This is a genomic window from Enterobacter cloacae complex sp. SYL003, assembly GCF_049236925.1.
GTDB lineage: Bacteria > Pseudomonadota > Gammaproteobacteria > Enterobacterales > Enterobacteriaceae > Enterobacter > Enterobacter intestinihominis.
Window position 1 is genome coordinate 13,303 of sequence record NZ_JBMKJK010000031.1, and the last position, 15,743, is coordinate 29,045.

At 57.5% G+C, this 15,743-nt stretch carries 16 protein-coding genes and 1 riboswitch; of the genes, 6 read left to right on the forward strand and 10 right to left on the reverse strand.

Annotation, left to right across the window (positions count from 1 at the left end):
- Window positions 1-27: 27 nt before the first annotated feature.
- The 8 genes from ACOT1A_RS23295 to ACOT1A_RS23330 form a co-directional block, all read right to left on the reverse strand.
- Window positions 28-1,569 (reverse strand): sensor domain-containing diguanylate cyclase, encoded by a 1,542-nt coding sequence (locus ACOT1A_RS23295; protein WP_022646703.1) that lies wholly within the window; start codon window positions 1,567-1,569, stop codon window positions 28-30.
- 333 nt (window positions 1,570-1,902) lie between these two features.
- On the reverse strand, window positions 1,903-3,036 hold the full coding sequence (gene thiH, locus ACOT1A_RS23300) for a 2-iminoacetate synthase ThiH (protein ID WP_232934953.1): 1,134 nt from the start codon (window positions 3,034-3,036) through the stop codon (window positions 1,903-1,905).
- On the reverse strand, window positions 3,036-3,803 hold the full coding sequence (thiG, locus tag ACOT1A_RS23305) for a thiazole synthase (protein WP_022646705.1): 768 nt from the start codon (window positions 3,801-3,803) through the stop codon (window positions 3,036-3,038). Before thiG ends, thiH begins: the two co-directional genes overlap by 1 nt.
- 1 nt (window position 3,804) lies before the next feature.
- Window positions 3,805-4,005 carry a sulfur carrier protein ThiS gene (thiS, locus tag ACOT1A_RS23310; RefSeq protein ID WP_032626499.1) on the reverse strand — a complete coding sequence of 67 codons (201 nt, stop codon included), beginning with the start codon at window positions 4,003-4,005 and terminating at the stop codon, window positions 3,805-3,807.
- Window positions 3,989-4,744 carry a thiazole biosynthesis adenylyltransferase ThiF gene (gene thiF / locus ACOT1A_RS23315; protein WP_023299072.1) on the reverse strand — a complete coding sequence of 252 codons (756 nt, stop codon included), beginning with the start codon at window positions 4,742-4,744 and terminating at the stop codon, window positions 3,989-3,991. The genes thiS and thiF overlap by 17 nt, the downstream gene beginning before the upstream one ends.
- The gene (gene thiE, locus ACOT1A_RS23320; protein WP_038415059.1) at window positions 4,731-5,372 is read right to left on the reverse strand and encodes a thiamine phosphate synthase; all 642 of its coding nucleotides are present in this window, start codon (window positions 5,370-5,372) and stop codon (window positions 4,731-4,733) included. The genes thiF and thiE overlap by 14 nt, the downstream gene beginning before the upstream one ends.
- Window positions 5,372-7,267 carry a phosphomethylpyrimidine synthase ThiC gene (gene thiC / locus ACOT1A_RS23325; protein ID WP_045309140.1) on the reverse strand — a complete coding sequence of 632 codons (1,896 nt, stop codon included), beginning with the start codon at window positions 7,265-7,267 and terminating at the stop codon, window positions 5,372-5,374. The genes thiE and thiC overlap by 1 nt, the downstream gene beginning before the upstream one ends.
- Before the next feature lie 78 nt (window positions 7,268-7,345).
- A riboswitch (TPP riboswitch) is annotated at window positions 7,346-7,455 on the reverse strand.
- A 54-nt stretch (window positions 7,456-7,509) separates the two neighbouring features.
- The gene (locus ACOT1A_RS23330) at window positions 7,510-8,007 is read right to left on the reverse strand and encodes an Rsd/AlgQ family anti-sigma factor (protein ID WP_023299075.1); all 498 of its coding nucleotides are present in this window, start codon (window positions 8,005-8,007) and stop codon (window positions 7,510-7,512) included.
- Window positions 8,008-8,102: 95 nt separating this feature from the next.
- On the opposite strand from ACOT1A_RS23330, the gene nudC reads away from it, so the two are divergent.
- The 6 genes from nudC (at window position 8,103) to ACOT1A_RS23360 (ending at window position 12,455) form a co-directional block, all read left to right on the forward strand.
- On the forward strand, window positions 8,103-8,876 hold the full coding sequence (gene nudC, locus ACOT1A_RS23335; RefSeq protein WP_022646710.1) for an NAD(+) diphosphatase: 774 nt from the start codon (window positions 8,103-8,105) through the stop codon (window positions 8,874-8,876).
- 38 nt (window positions 8,877-8,914) lie between these two features.
- A complete protein-coding gene (hemE, locus tag ACOT1A_RS23340; protein WP_022646711.1) occupies window positions 8,915-9,979 on the forward strand; it encodes a uroporphyrinogen decarboxylase in 1,065 nt (354 codons plus the stop codon).
- Window positions 9,980-9,988: 9 nt separating this feature from the next.
- A complete protein-coding gene (gene nfi, locus ACOT1A_RS23345) occupies window positions 9,989-10,660 on the forward strand; it encodes a deoxyribonuclease V (RefSeq protein WP_003862312.1) in 672 nt (223 codons plus the stop codon).
- 41 nt (window positions 10,661-10,701) lie between these two features.
- Window positions 10,702-11,292 carry a YjaG family protein gene (locus tag ACOT1A_RS23350; RefSeq protein ID WP_022646712.1) on the forward strand — a complete coding sequence of 197 codons (591 nt, stop codon included), beginning with the start codon at window positions 10,702-10,704 and terminating at the stop codon, window positions 11,290-11,292.
- Window positions 11,293-11,478: 186 nt separating this feature from the next.
- Window positions 11,479-11,751 carry a nucleoid-associated protein HU-alpha gene (gene hupA, locus ACOT1A_RS23355; protein WP_002445246.1) on the forward strand — a complete coding sequence of 91 codons (273 nt, stop codon included), beginning with the start codon at window positions 11,479-11,481 and terminating at the stop codon, window positions 11,749-11,751.
- An 11-nt stretch (window positions 11,752-11,762) separates the two neighbouring features.
- Window positions 11,763-12,455 carry a DUF1481 domain-containing protein gene (locus ACOT1A_RS23360; RefSeq protein ID WP_022646713.1) on the forward strand — a complete coding sequence of 231 codons (693 nt, stop codon included), beginning with the start codon at window positions 11,763-11,765 and terminating at the stop codon, window positions 12,453-12,455.
- Between the two features lie 49 nt (window positions 12,456-12,504).
- Here ACOT1A_RS23360 and purD read toward each other — a convergent pair whose 3' ends face one another.
- Both purD and purH read right to left on the reverse strand, forming a co-directional pair.
- Window positions 12,505-13,797: a phosphoribosylamine--glycine ligase gene (gene purD / locus ACOT1A_RS23365; protein WP_022646714.1), complete on the reverse strand. Its 1,293-nt coding sequence runs from the start codon at window positions 13,795-13,797 to the stop codon at window positions 12,505-12,507.
- Window positions 13,798-13,812: 15 nt separating this feature from the next.
- Window positions 13,813-15,402, reverse strand: a complete 1,590-nt coding sequence (purH, locus tag ACOT1A_RS23370) for a bifunctional phosphoribosylaminoimidazolecarboxamide formyltransferase/IMP cyclohydrolase (RefSeq protein WP_063854390.1) — start codon at window positions 15,400-15,402, stop codon at window positions 13,813-13,815.
- Window positions 15,403-15,743: the final 341 nt, after the last annotated feature.

Genomic DNA, 15,743 nt, shown 5'->3' on the forward strand with positions numbered 1-15,743 from the left:
TTAACGGGCGGAATTTCAGGAAGGGTATTATCGGCTGGCCGTGCTTACGATGCGGTTTTTACCCTGTTGTTTAGCGGTATACAGCGCTTCATCTACGCTGCCGATAAATTGTTCCAGCGGTTCGAAGTGCCACTCTCCCACCCCCGCGCTGAAGGTTACTCGCAGGTTCTCTTCCCGCCAGGTCCGTTTTTCCACGGCGGTGCGCCAGGCTTCCAGTAGCGCGTGCGCGGAGTTCATCAGCTCGGCCGGGAAAATCACCCCGAACTCTTCCCCACCGTAGCGGTAAACGGAAACGTGGTGCGGCTGCATGATCTGAATACCTTCGCGCGCCACGCTGCGCAGAACAATATCCCCGCTCAGGTGGCCCCAGGTGTCGTTAATAGATTTGAAGTTATCGATATCGACCAGCGCCAGAACGAAGGGTTGATGAGCGGTCAGCAGCTCATCCACATCGTTGTCGAAAGCACGGCGGTTCTTGCAGCCTGTCAGCGCATCATGGGTGGCCTGACGGACATAGGCCATCTCACGTTCCTTATTGGTTCGAATGGTATGGCTGAGCATCGCCTCAAGACGTGGCGCCTGATTGACGTCTCCGGTTTTGATGGCGTTGATAATGTTCATCAGCACAGAACGCGAGGCATGGCGCAGGTAGAGCCCAAACAGAATGATGATGATTGCCGCCAGCGCAAATCCCCAGCCGACGACGGTGGTTTCATGCCGGGTGATGACGGAAAGCGTGGCATCGGAGACCCGATAAATCACAAACCAGTCCGGATTGGTGAAAGAGTAGTAGTAATACCAGGTTTTACTTTTGGGGTCGAAAAGATGCCCTTCGCCGCTGGTCATTTTGTCCATCAGCGCTTCGCTTACGTACTGCTTAAAGAGCGCCCCCGTGTCCGGATGCAGCACAACGGCGCCGTCACGTTCCACGACAAAAAACTCACCCTGAACCGGTGCCACCATCTGGCGCAGGGTATACCCCATGGAGGTTAAATCAAGATGGAAAGCGAGCGTGCCCTTCAGACGGCCTTCCGGTGAAATGACCGGTTTATAGAGGGTGACCGTAGGATGTTGGGTGAAATAGTCCAGATAGGGGCGGGTGTAGTGAGGAAAGTTGCTGGCTTCCGCTTGCCCGATAAACCATGGGCGTGTTCGTGCGTCGAACGACCTACTCTTCTCCGTTGGCAGTACTTCCGGCGCGCGCAGATGGTGCCCTTCGGTGTCCGCCAGAGAGATAGACGACACCGTCGGCATCAGGTTCTGCAAATGCATTAACATCTGCAAACCCTGTGCTGGATCGATATTTATCGTCTGATTCACTCTGTCGTCACGGGCGTAGTACATCGCAGCGCGACCAAGAATATAGTCGTTTTCTCGCAGAATGGATTCGGTATAGTTCACCGCCAGATTATGGGTGAAGTTACCATTAATTTTATGATAATCCTCAATAAAATCCTTCCGTTGTGAAAGGATGACCAGGATCGCAATTATCGCGAAACTGAACAGAATCCCCGCGAAGCTGACCATAATTGGTCGGGTGAAAGAGAGCTTTTTACTGTGGAGTGCCATGAGTTGTGCATCAATCCAGATGGTAGACGCGTTGCGTCTGTCGATATCCTCAGCATAGTCGCTGTCAGATTGCTGGTAGTAAATTATACAGAAAGCGATTTCCGACGGGTTGATTTATCTTAAGAGTAGATAAGAAACGACGTATTTATTTTATCAATTGAAATTTTGTTTAAGAGGCGGAGGGCAGGGCGAAACGAGGAAGAAGCATTTTCACCCTGGTCAGCGTCCGTTGCTGACGTGGTTAATCCTAATAAAACCGGGCAGATCTCCTCAATCGCCCGGCGTTGATCTTACGAGCCGTCTCGTAACCTTTCCGCGTTGTTGCAGGCGGTTTCAGCGCAAATGCGAAGCTCTTCCCAGCCAGCTGTCCCAGTCTTTCCACACGGGCTGTAGCCCCTGTGCAGTCAGGGCTTCCGCCACCGCGTCGGGCCGTCGTCCGTCGTGCGGTGCAAACTGTTCCAGTTCCGGGCGATCGTCCGCGTAACCGCCCGGCTGCGTTTTGGAAAAGGCGCTGACGTTGTTGATCGCCAGAGGGATCGCGCGGTCGCGAAACGCGGGGGATTCACGCGTGGAGAGCGACAATTCCACTTCCGGCGCGAACAGGCGAAATGCGCACAGGGTTTGCACCAGCTGGCGCTCATTCATCAGCGAGGCGGGTTCAATGCCTCCCGTACACGGACGCAGCCGTGGGAATGAGATGGAATAGCGGCTTTGCCAGTAGTACTGCTGTAGCCACAGCAGATGCTCCGCCACCATATAGCAGTCAACCCGCCAGCTGTCGGACAGACCGATAAGCGCGCCCAGCCCAATTTTATCGATACCGGCGCGCCCCAGCCTGTCCGGCGTTTCCAGCCGGAAGATGAAATCCTGCTTCTTCCCTTTCAGGTGATGCCGGGCATAGGTCGCCTCGTGGTAGGTTTCCTGATAGACCATGACGCCGTCCAGCCCAAGGGTTTTCAGTTCCGCATATTCCTCTTGCGACAGAGGCTGCACTTCCATTTGCAATGAGGCAAATTCGCGGCGGATGGCCGGAAGATGCTGGCGAAAATAGTCCATCCCCACTTTGCCCTGATGTTCACCCGTCACCAGTAAGAGATGTTCAAAACCCATCTCACGAATAGCCGCACACTCGCGGGCGATCTCATGCTCATCCAGCGTTTTACGCTTAATGCGGTTGCTCATTGAGAAGCCACAGTAGGTGCAGTCGTTGGCGCACAGGTTAGAGAGATAAAGCGGCACGTAAAAGCTCACCGTGTTGCCAAAGCGCTGGCGGGTGAGGCGTTGCGCGCGCTGCGCCATCGGTTCAAGGTATGCGCTAGCAGCCGGAGAAAGCAGGGCCATCAAATCCTCGCGGGTCACATGCCGGGCTGTTAATGCCCGCTCTACGTCCGCAGAGGTTTTACTGTTGATGCGTAAGGCAATATCGTCCCAGTTAAGCTGACGCCAGCGATCGGTAAAGGTAGCCATCAGAGTGCCTCCAGAAAACCGGTCAGCGGGCTGGTGGCCTGCGCCTGAAAGCTGCGCGAGCCGGGGCCGGACTGTCGTGCCAGCAGACCGGACTCCACGGCAAGGCGGAACGCACGCGCCATCATCACCGGGTCGTCGGCCACCGCAATCGCGGTATTGACCAGCACCGCATCGGCCCCCATCTCCAGCGCCTGCGCGGCATGACTGGGTACGCCGATGCCCGCATCCACCACCACGGGCACGGTCGCCTGCTCGATGATGATCTCCAGCATCGCGCGGGTCTCCAGTCCCTGGTTGGAGCCAATGGGCGCCCCTAACGGCATCACGGCCGCGCAGCCGGCCTCTTCCAGACGCTTACACAGCACGGGATCGGCACCACAGTAGGGCAGAACGGTGAATCCCTGCTGCACCAGCGTCTCTGCCGCTTTCAGGGTTTCGATCGGATCGGGCAACAGCCAGCGGGCGTCCGGATGAATTTCCAGCTTCAGCCAGCAGGTGCCGAGCGCTTCCCGGGCCAGATGCGCAGCGAAAATTGCTTCCTCGGCCGTTTTCGCACCGGAGGTATTGGGTAAGAGCGTCACGCCTGCCTCCAGTAACGGCGCAAGTATGGCATCGTTGTGCTGACGCAGATCCACGCGCTTCATCGCCAGCGTCACCAGCTGGCTGCCGCTTTCACGAATAGCATCCACCATTAGCTGCGGGGAGGCGAATTTTCCGGTTCCGGTAAACAGATGTGAATCAAAGACTTTGTCGGCAATACGTAACATCTCAGCCCCCAGCGATAACCTGAAACAGCAGGATCTGGTCGCCTTCAATGACCTGCTGATGTTCCCACCGCTCGCGCGGCAGGATCTGTTGATTGAGCGCCAGTGCCGTTCCCGGCTTCAGCTGGCGCAGCGTGTCGAGCAGGGCGGCAACGGTGAGATCGTCGTCGCACGTCATCGGCTCATCGTTAAACAGAATGCGCATCGCGGCCTCCGCATACCGGGCAGCGGTTGGCGCGGTTTAACGCCAGATGGCGCCAGCCGCTGGAACGGGCGTCGAACAGCCGGAGCGTGTTGCGCTCTGTTTCCATGCCGCTGAGCAACTTGATGGCTTCCAGCGCCTGAAGGGTACCCATCACGCCCACCACCGGCCCAAGAATGCCAGCCGTGCGGCAGTTACGCTCCGGTTCAGCCTCGTCCGGCCACAGGCAGCGGTAGCAGCCCTGCGCCCACGGCGGCGTAAGCACCATTATCTGCCCGCCGAAACCGACCGCGCTGGCGGTGATCAGCGGCGTGTTCTGTGCAACACAGGCCGCATTAATGGCCTGACGCGTCGCCATATTGTCCGTGCAGTCCAGCACCACGTCGGCAAGGGCAACTTCGCGTTGCAGATCTTCTCCGCTCAGCCGCGTCTGGAGCGCCACCAGTTCAATATCGGGGTTAAGCTGGTTCAGCCGCTTGCGCGTAACCTGTGCTTTAGGCTGGTTAACATCTTCTGTCGTGAAGAGGATTTGCCGTTGCAGGTTGCTGAGGTGTACCTCATCGTCATCGGCCAGTACCAGCGTTCCCACGCCCGCCCCGGCCAGATACAGCGCGGCGGGCGCGCCCAAGCCACCCAAACCGACAATCAGTACCCGGCTGGCGAGCAGCTTTTGCTGCCCGTCAATGGCGATATCCTCCAGCAGGATCTGGCGGCTGTAGCGCATAAAATCACGATCTTTCATCGCCTGCTCCTGCCAGTTGTAAGAGCCGTGCGGTGGCGGCCTGCCAGTCTGCGGCCTGGGTGATAGCGCTGACGACGGCGATACTGCCGACGCCGGTTTCCAGCACGGCGGGCGCACGATCAAGGCTGATCCCGCCGATGGCGACGGTAGGGTAATCGGCAAGGCGCTTAACGTGGGCTGCCAGCTGAGCCAAACCCTGTGGGGCAGACGGCATCTGTTTGGTTTGCGTCGGGAAAACGTGGCCGAGGGCGATGTAGGAGGGGCGGGCCGCCAGCGCCACGTCGATCTCCATATCATCGTGGGTGGAAACGCCCAGCCGCAGACCGGCGTTACGGATTGCGTTGAGATCGGTCGTTTCCAGATCTTCCTGTCCCAGATGCACGCCATACGCCTGGTGTTTAACCGCCAGCCGCCAGTAGTCGTTGATAAACAGGCGGGCGTGGTAGCGACGTCCCAGCGCGATAGCGGCGGCCACATCGGCCTCCACCTCTTCGTCGCGTTTATCCTTGATGCGCAGCTGGAGGGTGCGAACGCCTGCCTCCAGCAAGCGCTCTATCCACGCCACGCTGTCCACCACCGGGTAAAGCCCTAAGCGGAAGGGGACAGGTGGGAAATCGGGCTGGTACATTACGCCTCCTCCTTTTTGAGGTAGATTTCGCCGCCTTTGGCGCGGAAGGTTTCGGACATGTCTGCCATGCCGACTTCAATGGTCTGCGCGGCGGCGTAATCGCGTACCTCCTGGCTGATTTTCATCGAGCAGAACTTCGGCCCACACATGGAGCAGAAGTGCGCGACTTTGCCCGATTCCTGCGGCAGGGTTTCGTCGTGGTAGGCGCGGGCGGTGAACGGATCCAGCGCCAGGTTGAACTGGTCTTCCCAGCGGAATTCAAAGCGCGCTTTGGACATGGCGTTGTCGCGAATTTGCGCGCCCGGATGGCCTTTCGCCAGATCCGCCGCGTGGGCGGCAATCTTGTAGGTGATCAGCCCCTGCTTCACGTCCTCTTTGTTTGGCAGCCCGAGGTGCTCTTTCGGCGTCACGTAGCAGAGCATGGCGCAGCCGAACCAGCCGATCATCGCCGCGCCGATCCCGGAAGTGAAGTGGTCATAGCCCGGCGCAATATCGGTGGTCAACGGCCCCAGGGTGTAGAACGGTGCTTCGTGGCAGTGCTCCAGCTCCTCGGTCATGTTGCGGCGGATCATCTGCATCGGCACATGGCCCGGGCCTTCAATCATCACCTGCACATCGTACTCCCAGGCGATTTTGGTCAACTCGCCCAGCGTGTGCAGCTCGGCAAACTGCGCCTCGTCGTTCGCGTCACGGATGGAGCCAGGACGCAGGCCATCGCCCAGCGACAGAGAAACGTCATAAGCGGCGCAGATCTCGCAGATTTCGCGGAAGTGCTCGTAGAGGAAGTTTTCCTGATGATGGGAAAGGCACCATTTCGCCATAATCGAACCGCCGCGTGAGACGATACCGGTCAGACGCTTCGCGGTCATCGGCACGTAGCGCAGCAGCACGCCCGCGTGAATGGTGAAGTAGTCCACGCCCTGTTCCGCCTGCTCCAGCAGCGTGTCGCGGAACGCTTCCCAGGTGAGGTTTTCGGCGATGCCGTTGACCTTCTCCAGCGCCTGATAAATCGGGACGGTGCCAATCGGCACCGGGCTGTTACGCAGGATCCATTCGCGGGTTTCGTGAATGTAACGGCCGGTGGAGAGGTCCATCACCGTGTCCGCGCCCCAGCGCGTTGACCAGACCAGCTTTTCCACCTCTTCTTCGATGGAAGAGGTGACGGCAGAGTTGCCGATGTTGGCGTTGACCTTCACCAGAAAGTTGCGGCCGATAATCATCGGCTCGGATTCCGGGTGGTTGATGTTGGCGGGAATAATCGCGCGCCCGGCGGCTACTTCATCACGCACGAATTCCGGCGTGATGTTCTCCGGCAGGCGAGCGCCAAACCCTTCACCCGGATGCTGTTGGCGCAGCACTTCGCTGCGAATGCGCTCGCGGCCCATGTTTTCGCGGATGGCGATGAACTCCATCTCCGGCGTGACGATACCCTGTCGCGCGTAGTGCAACTGGGTTACGCATTTGCCCGCTTTAGCGCGTTTTGGCGTCAGCAGGCCAGTAAAGCGCAGCTCGTCCAGACCGTCGTCGGCCAGGCGCGCGTTGGTGTACGCCGAGCTGCGCACGCTCAGTTCTTCGCAGTCGTTACGGGCGTCAATCCACGGCTGGCGAAGCTTTGCCAGACCCTGCTGCACGTTGATAGCAACATCAGGATCGCCGTACGGGCCGGAGGTGTCATACACCGGCACGGCTTCGTTGTCTTCAAACTGCGGGTGCTCTTTGCTGCCGCCGATAAGCGTCGGGCTGAGCTGGATTTCGCGCATCGGCACGCGGATATCGGCCTGTGAACCGGTGATGTAGATGCGCGTTGAGTTCGGGAAAGCGGTGCCTTCCAGGGTGTCGATGAAGCGTTGTGCGTGTTCGCGCTGTTCGCGGCGGGTCAGTTTTGTTGTAGACATAGCTCATTCCAGATGTGAAGGACATGGCTTGTCAGACGACGGATGAAGCAAGAGAAGATCGCCCGAAGGCGATACAACAGCAGTGTGACTCTTGTTCCCTTCGCAGGTATTAACCTGATCAGGTTCCGCGGATCCCGAATTAACGGTCTCAGCCCGTGCTTTCACACTGGGCACTCCGACAAGAAAAATCCCCCTCCGCAGAGGGGCGAATGGTTGTAAATTACTCGTTAACGATTAAGAACTCAAGCAGGGCGCGCAACGTTATCGCTGGTGCTGATAGTCAGGTTGTTGTCCAGCACGAGGGCGATGAGCTTGTCTTCCAGCGTGAATCGCTCTTCCAGTGCTTCGCCAAGGTCGGAAAGCGCCTGCTGAAACTCAAGATAGTTATCGTGATCGATAGCGTTCTCCAGCGTGGAATCGTAGTAGTCCATGATCTGCTGGGTGTTGGCTTCAAGCAACGGACAGAGTTTACTGGCCGCTAAATACGGCGTTGTCCCTTCCATTTCGCGGATAATGCGTTCATAAAGGTTGAAATGGCCGTCGGAGAGGTAGTCGACCAGGCTCTGACAAAAGTCGTCCAGCGCTTTTTCATTGAGTCGCATAAAGGATTCTTTGCCAGGCTTAAGACCAACCAGATTGTAATACGCCACAAGGAGATGCTTGCGCACATGTAGCCAGCGATCCACCAGGGTGTTACTTCCTCCAACGCGCTCAGTCAGGCTTTCCAGCTGGTTTAACATGGTCGACTCCATAAGGTTTAAAATGGGATCTGCTTATCCAAAATGTAACCACAATGCTAACAACATGTCAGTGAAGCGAAGGTAGTGCAATAGATATGGATCGTATTATTGAAAAATCAGATCTGGGTTGGTGGATCGTCAGCCACGAACAAAAATTATGGCTGCCCTCAGGAGAGTTGCCCTACGGTGCCGCGGAAACGTTCGATCTGGTGGGCCAGTCCGCGCTGAAGATCGGCGAGTGGCAGGGCGATCCCGTGTGGTTGATCCAACAGGCGCGCCGTCAGGATATGGGATCCGTACGTCAGGTGCTGGATCTGGACGTCGGCCTGTTCCAGCTGGCGGGGCGCGGCGTACAGCTGGCGGAGTTTTACCGCTCGCACAAATACTGCGGTTACTGCGGCCACACCATGCACCCGAGCAAAACCGAATGGGCGCTGCTCTGCGGCCACTGCCGTGAACGTTACTACCCGCAAATCGCACCGTGCATCATTGTCGCCATCCGCCGTGATGATTCCATCCTGCTGGCGCAGCATACCCGCCATCGCAACGGCATTCACACCGTCCTCGCCGGGTTCGTGGAAGTCGGCGAAACGCTGGAACAGGCGGTGGCGCGCGAGGTGATGGAGGAGAGCGGCATTAAGGTGAAAAACCTGCGCTATGTGACGTCGCAGCCGTGGCCGTTCCCGATGTCCCTGATGACCGCGTTTATGGCGGAATACGACAGCGGCGAGATTGTTATCGATCAGAAAGAGCTGCTGGAGGCGAACTGGTATCGCTACGACGATTTACCGCTGCTGCCCCCGCCGGGAACGGTGGCGCGTCGCCTGATAGAAGATACCGTGGCAATGTGTCGGGCCGAGTATGAGTAGTGTTACACTGACGGACTGACGCAATAAGGAACTGCAAAATGACCGAACTGAAGAACGATCGTTATCTGCGTGCGCTGCTGCGCCAGCCCGTTGATGTCACCCCGGTGTGGATGATGCGCCAGGCGGGACGCTATCTGCCAGAGTACAAAGCCACGCGTGCGCAGGCGGGCGATTTTATGTCGCTGTGCAAAAACGCCGAACTGGCCTGTGAGGTGACGCTCCAGCCGCTGCGCCGCTTCCCGCTCGATGCCGCCATTCTTTTTTCGGACATTCTTACCATTCCGGACGCGATGGGCCTTGGGCTCTATTTCGAAACCGGCGAGGGCCCGCGTTTTACCTCTCCGATCAAAAACAAAGCCGACGTTGATAAGCTGCCGATCCCCGATCCGGAAGGCGAGCTGGGCTATGTGATGAACGCCGTGCGCACCATCCGCCGCGAGCTCAAAGGCGACGTGCCGCTGATTGGCTTCTCCGGTAGTCCGTGGACGCTGGCAACCTACATGGTGGAAGGTGGCAGCAGCAAAGCCTTTACCGTCATCAAAAAGATGATGTACGCAGAGCCGCAGGCCCTGCATGCCCTGCTCGACAAGCTGGCGAAGAGCGTCACGCTCTATCTCAACGCGCAGATTAAAGCGGGCGCGCAGTCGGTGATGATTTTCGACACCTGGGGCGGCGTGCTGACCGGGCGTGATTATCAGCAGTTCTCCCTGTACTACATGCACAAAATTGTCGATGGTCTGCTGCGTGAAAACGAAGGCCGTCGCGTGCCGGTAACGCTGTTTACGAAAGGCGGCGGTCAGTGGCTGGAAGCGATGGCGGCCACCGGCTGTGATGCGCTGGGCCTCGACTGGACCACTGATATTGCCGATGCGCGTCGTCGCGTGGGGGATAAAGTGGCGCTCCAGGGCAACATGGACCCGTCCATGCTCTATGCACAGCCTGCCCGTATCGAAGAAGAAGTGTCGACTATACTGTCTGGTTTCGGCCAGGGTGAAGGCCACGTCTTCAACCTCGGTCACGGTATTCATCAGGATGTACCGCCAGAACACGCTGGCGTATTTGTGGAGGCGGTGCATCGGCTTTCTGCCCAGTATCACAAGTAAGGAGTGGTTATGGATCTCGCGTCGCTACGCGCTCAGCAAATCGAACTGGCTTCATCGGTGATCCGCGAGGATCGTCTGGATACGGACCCTCCGCGATACATTGGCGGGGCGGATGTCGGGTTTGAGCAAGGCGGTGAAGTGACGCGAGCGGCGATGGTGGTGCTGAAATACCCGTCGCTGGAGCTGGTGGAGTACAAGGTGGCGCGTATCGCCACCACCATGCCCTATATCCCCGGCTTTCTCTCCTTCCGCGAATATCCCGCGCTGCTGGCCGCGTGGGAGCAACTCTCGCAAAAACCCGATCTGCTGTTTGTGGATGGGCACGGCATCTCCCATCCGCGTCGCCTGGGCGTTGCCAGCCACTTTGGTCTGCTGGTAGACGTGCCGACCATCGGCGTGGCGAAAAAACGCCTGTGCGGCGCGTTTGAGCCGCTCTCTGCCGAACCGGGCGCGCTGGCGCCGCTTATCCATAAAGGCGAGCAGCTGGCGTGGGTCTGGCGCAGTAAAGCGCGCTGCAATCCGCTGTTTATCGCAACCGGGCATCGGGTCAGCATGGACAGCGCCCTGGCGTGGGTGCAACGCTGTATGAAGGGCTACCGCTTACCTGAGCCTACCCGCTGGGCTGACGCCGTTGCCTCTTCACGTCCGGCATTCATTCGTTGGCAGGAAATTCAGCCGTGATTCAGGTAAACTGCGGCTAATTTTCGATTCGAGACATCATCATGTTACAAAACCCGATTCATCTGCGCCTTGAGAAGCTGGAAAGCTGGCAGCACGTGACGTTTATGGCTTGCCTGTGCGAGCGCATGTACCCCAACTATGCCGCGTTCTGTAAGCAAACGGAGTTTGGCGAAGGCCAGATTTATCGACGTATCCTGGATTTGATCTGGGAGACGCTGACGGTCAAAGACGCAAAGGTAAACTTCGACTCTCAGCTTGAAAAGCTGGAAGAGGCAATTCCTGCGGCGGACGATTACGACCTGTATGGCGTCTACCCGGCTATCGATGCCTGTGTGGCGTTGAGCGAGCTGATCCACTCCCGTCTGAGCGGTGAAACCCTGGAGCACGCCATTGAAGTCAGTAAGGCATCCATTACCACCGTCGCGATGCTGGAAATGACCCAGGAAGGCCGTGAAATGACCGACGAAGAGCTGCGTGCTAACCCGGCGGTTGAACAGGAATGGGATATTCAGTGGGAAATTTTCCGTCTGCTGGCGGAGTGTGAAGAACGTGATATTGAGCTGATCAAAGGGCTTCGCGCGGACCTGCGCGAGGCCGGCGAGAGCAATATTGGTATAATTTTTAACCAATGAGACAACAAAACGTGATTTAACGCCTGTTTTGTCACTCCTCGACTCTTCCCTTTCGCCCCCCGTCTGGTCTACATTTGGGGGGCGAAAAAAAGTGGCTATCGGTGCGTGTATGCAGGAGAGTGCTTTTTTGGCATTTTCGTCGCACTCGATGCTTAGCAAGCGATAAACACATTGAAAGGATAACTTATGAACAAGACTCAACTGATTGATGTAATTGCGGACAAGGCTGATCTGTCTAAAGTGCAGGCTAAAGCTGCTCTGGAATCTACCCTGGCTGCTATTACTGAGTCTCTGAAAGAAGGCGATGCTGTACAACTGGTTGGTTTCGGTACCTTCAAAGTGAACCACCGCGCTGAGCGTACTGGCCGCAACCCGCAGACCGGTAAAGAAATCAAAATCGCCGCAGCTAACGTGCCGGCATTTGTTTCTGGTAAAGCACTGAAAGACGCAGTTAAGTAAGACGCGTGGCAGTGAACAGTTTTAACGAAGGGGCGGCAACGCCCCTTTTGTCATTCTGGCGTGGACCGCTCGCGCTGGCAGGCGTACTGTTGCTGTCTGCCTGTAGTCATGATTCCTCACTCCCCCCGTTTACCGCCAGCGGCTACGCTGACAACCAGGGTGCGGTCAGGATCTGGCGCAAAGATTCCAGCGATGAAGTGCATATGCTTACCGCGTTCAGTCCGTGGCATAACGGCAATACCTCGACCGCAGAATACCGCTGGCAGGGCGATGCGCTGTCGCTCATTGAACTGAATATCTACAGTAAGACTCCCGAACACGTGAAGGTGCGTTTTGACGACCACGGCGAGCTGAGCTTTATGCAGCATGAGGTCAGTGGACTGAAACAGCAGCTTTCCAGCGATCAGGTCGCGCTCTACCGCTACCGTGCTGAACAACTTCGCCAGACCAGCGATGCGCTGCGTCAGGGCCGCGTGGTGCTGCGCCAGGGGCGCTGGCATGCCGACGGCACGGTGACCACCTGCGAAGGGCAGACAGTGAAGCCTGAGCTTGAATCCTGGGCAACCGAACACATTCAGCGTCGTCAGCGGCATTCATCTGTGGAGGTGAGTGTGGCATGGCTGGAAGCGCCGGAAGGCTCTCAGCTGTTGCTGGTGGCGAACGAAGATTTCTGCACCTGGCAGCCGACAGAAAAGAGTTTTTGATTTAAGTCCCCTCTCCCTTGAGGGAGAGGGTTAGGGTGAGGGTGTGAAATTACTCTCCCTGCTCCCGCGCAATGGCACGATAGCCGATATCCTGGCGGCTGAAGCTGCCGTTCCAGTGAATATCCGCCATCAACGCATAGGCGCGCTTCTGCGCCTCTGCCACGGTATGACCCAGCGCGGTCGCACACAGCACGCGTCCACCATTAGTGAGCACGCGGTCATCGTCAGAGAGCTTTGTACCGGCGTGGAACACCTTCGCACCGTCAATCTCTTCCAGCGGCAGGCCGTGGATCTCATCCCCGGTGTTGTAGCTACCCGGATACCCACCCGCAGCAATCACCACACCTAAAGAGGCACGCTCGTCCCACTCGGAAGTTTTCTCATTCAGCTTGCCTTCGCACGCCGCCAGACACAGATCAACCAGATCGGACTTCATGCGCAGCATGATCGGCTGAGTTTCCGGATCGCCGAAGCGGCAGTTGAATTCAATCACCTTCGGGTTACCCTGCTTGTCGATCATCAGGCCTGCGTAGAGGAAACCGGTGTAGGTATTGCCTTCCGCCGCCATCCCTTTTACGGTTGGCCAGATGATGCGGTCCATGGTGCGCTGGTGTACTTCGTCAGTGACCACCGGAGCAGGGGAGTAAGCACCCATCCCGCCGGTGTTTGGACCCGTGTCGGCATTGCCTACGCGCTTGTGATCCTGGCTGGTGGCCATCGGCAGGACGTGCTCACCGTCAACCATCACGATAAAGCTCGCTTCTTCGCCGTCGAGGAACTCTTCAATCACGATGCGGTGGCCCGCATCGCCAAAGGCGTTACCCGCCAGCATATCCTGCACAGCGGCTTCCGCTTCTTCAAGGGTCATCGCCACGATAACGCCTTTCCCGGCAGCCAGACCGTCGGCTTTAATCACAATCGGCGCGCCTTTTTCACGCAGGTAAGCCAGAGCAGGCTCTACCTCGGTGAAGTTCTGATATTCCGCCGTCGGGATGTTATGACGCGCGAGGAAATCTTTGGTGAAGGCTTTTGAACCTTCCAGCTGTGCGGCACCTTCCGTTGGGCCGAAAATTTTCAGGCCCGCGGCGCGGAAGGCATCTACAACGCCGATCACCAGCGGCGCTTCCGGGCCCACAATCGTCAGATCGATATTCTCGTTCCGGGCAAAGCTCAGCAGCGCCGGGATATCGGTTACGCCGATGGCGACGTTCTGTAGCGCGGGCTCCAGGGCGGTACCGGCGTTACCCGGTGCCACAAAGACGGTTTCAACCTGCGGAGACTGCGCTGCTTTCCACGCCAGGGCGTGCTCGCGCCCGCCATTACCAATCACTAATACTTTCATTTTCTGCTCCGGAAATTAATGGCGGAAGTGGCGCATGTCGGTAAAGATCATTGCGATGCCATGTTCGTCGGCAGCGGCAATCACTTCTTCATCACGGATTGAACCGCCAGGCTGGATCACACAGGTGATGCCCACAGCAGCGGCCGCATCAATACCGTCGCGGAACGGGAAGAAGGCGTCAGAGGCCATGGCGGAACCTTTGACTTCCAGACCTTCGTCACCTGCTTTAATACCCGCGATTTTCGCAGAGTAAACGCGGCTCATCTGGCCTGCGCCTATCCCGATGGTCATGTTCTCTTTGGCGTAAACAATGGCGTTAGACTTCACGAACTTCGCCACTTTCCAGCAGAACAGCGCGTCGCGCAGCTCCTGTTCGGTCGGCTGACGTTTGGTCACCACGCGCAGGTCGGCTTCTGTCACCATACCCAAATCGCGATCCTGAACCAGCAGACCGCCGTTCACGCGCTTGAAGTCCAGGCCCGGCACGCGCTCTGCCCACTGGCCGCAAACCAGCACGCGCACGTTCTGTTTCGCCGCGGTGATTTTCAGCGCTTCTTCGGATGCGGATGGCGCGATGATCACTTCGACAAACTGACGGGAGATGATGGCCTGCGCGGTTTCCGCATCCAGCTCGCGGTTGAAGGCGATAATGCCGCCGAACGCGGAGGTCGGGTCGGTTTTGTAGGCGCGATCGTAGGCATCCATAATGGAGGTGCTTACTGCGACGCCGCATGGGTTGGCGTGTTTGACGATAACGCAGGCCGGCTCGCTGAACTCTTTCACGCATTCCAGCGCGGCGTCGGTATCGGCAATGTTGTTATAAGAGAGGGCTTTGCCCTGTACCTGCTGAGCAGTCGCAACAGAGGCTTCTTTCACCTCTTCTTCTATATAGAAGGCTGCCTGCTGGTGGCTGTTCTCGCCGTAGCGCATATCCTGCTTCTTAATGAAGTTCAGGTTCAGGGTGCGCGGGAAGCGACCAGATGGATCTTTGCTTTCACCGTGGTAGGCAGGAACCAGGCTACCGAAGTAGTTGGCGATCATGCTGTCGTACGCGGCGGTGTGTTCGAAGGCTTTGATGGCGAGGTCGAAACGCGTATCAAGCGTCAGAGACCCTTCGTTGGCGTCCATCTCATTAATAATGGCGCTGTAGTCGCTGCTCTTCACTACGATGGCCACATCTTTATGGTTCTTGGCTGCGGAGCGCACCATGGTCGGGCCGCCGATATCAATGTTCTCTACGGCATCTTCCAGAGAACAGCCTTCGCGGGCGACGGTCTGGGCGAAGGGATAGAGGTTAACGACAACCATGTCGATGGGGGCAATATTGTGCTGCTCCATAATGCCGTCGTCCTGACCGCGACGACCCAGAATGCCGCCGTGCACTTTCGGGTGCAGGGTTTTGACGCGTCCATCCATCATTTCCGGGAAACCGGTGTAGTCGGACACTTCGGTTACCGGCAGACCTTTCTCTGCTAACAGGCGAGCGGTACCGCCTGTAGAAAGCAGCTCCACACCGCGTGCGGAAAGTGCCTGAGCGAATTCGATGATACCGGCTTTATCAGAAACACTGAGCAGAGCGCGGCGGACTGGACGACGTTGTTGCATGGTAAATCCCCTGGATTTCACGATTACAGAGAGCGTTAGATGAATTTTCCAGCGAAAAACTCATCTAACACACCTGACGAGGCCTCCTTGTTAAGCGCGAGCATTTTAACGAAAACGTTTGCGCAACGCTCGCATATTTTCACTTTTTCGAAGCGCTGTGGATAACTCTGTGCGTAAAAGGGTATAAGGCGGGGTTTTGCTGGGGAATGCAGCAGTCAGTCATTTTTCTGTCATTTAGCGGTTGCGGCCTGCGGAGAACTCCCTATAATGCGCCTCCATCGACACGGCGGATGTGAATCACTTCACAGACTACCCGGTCGGTTGAAGAGAAAAAATCCTGA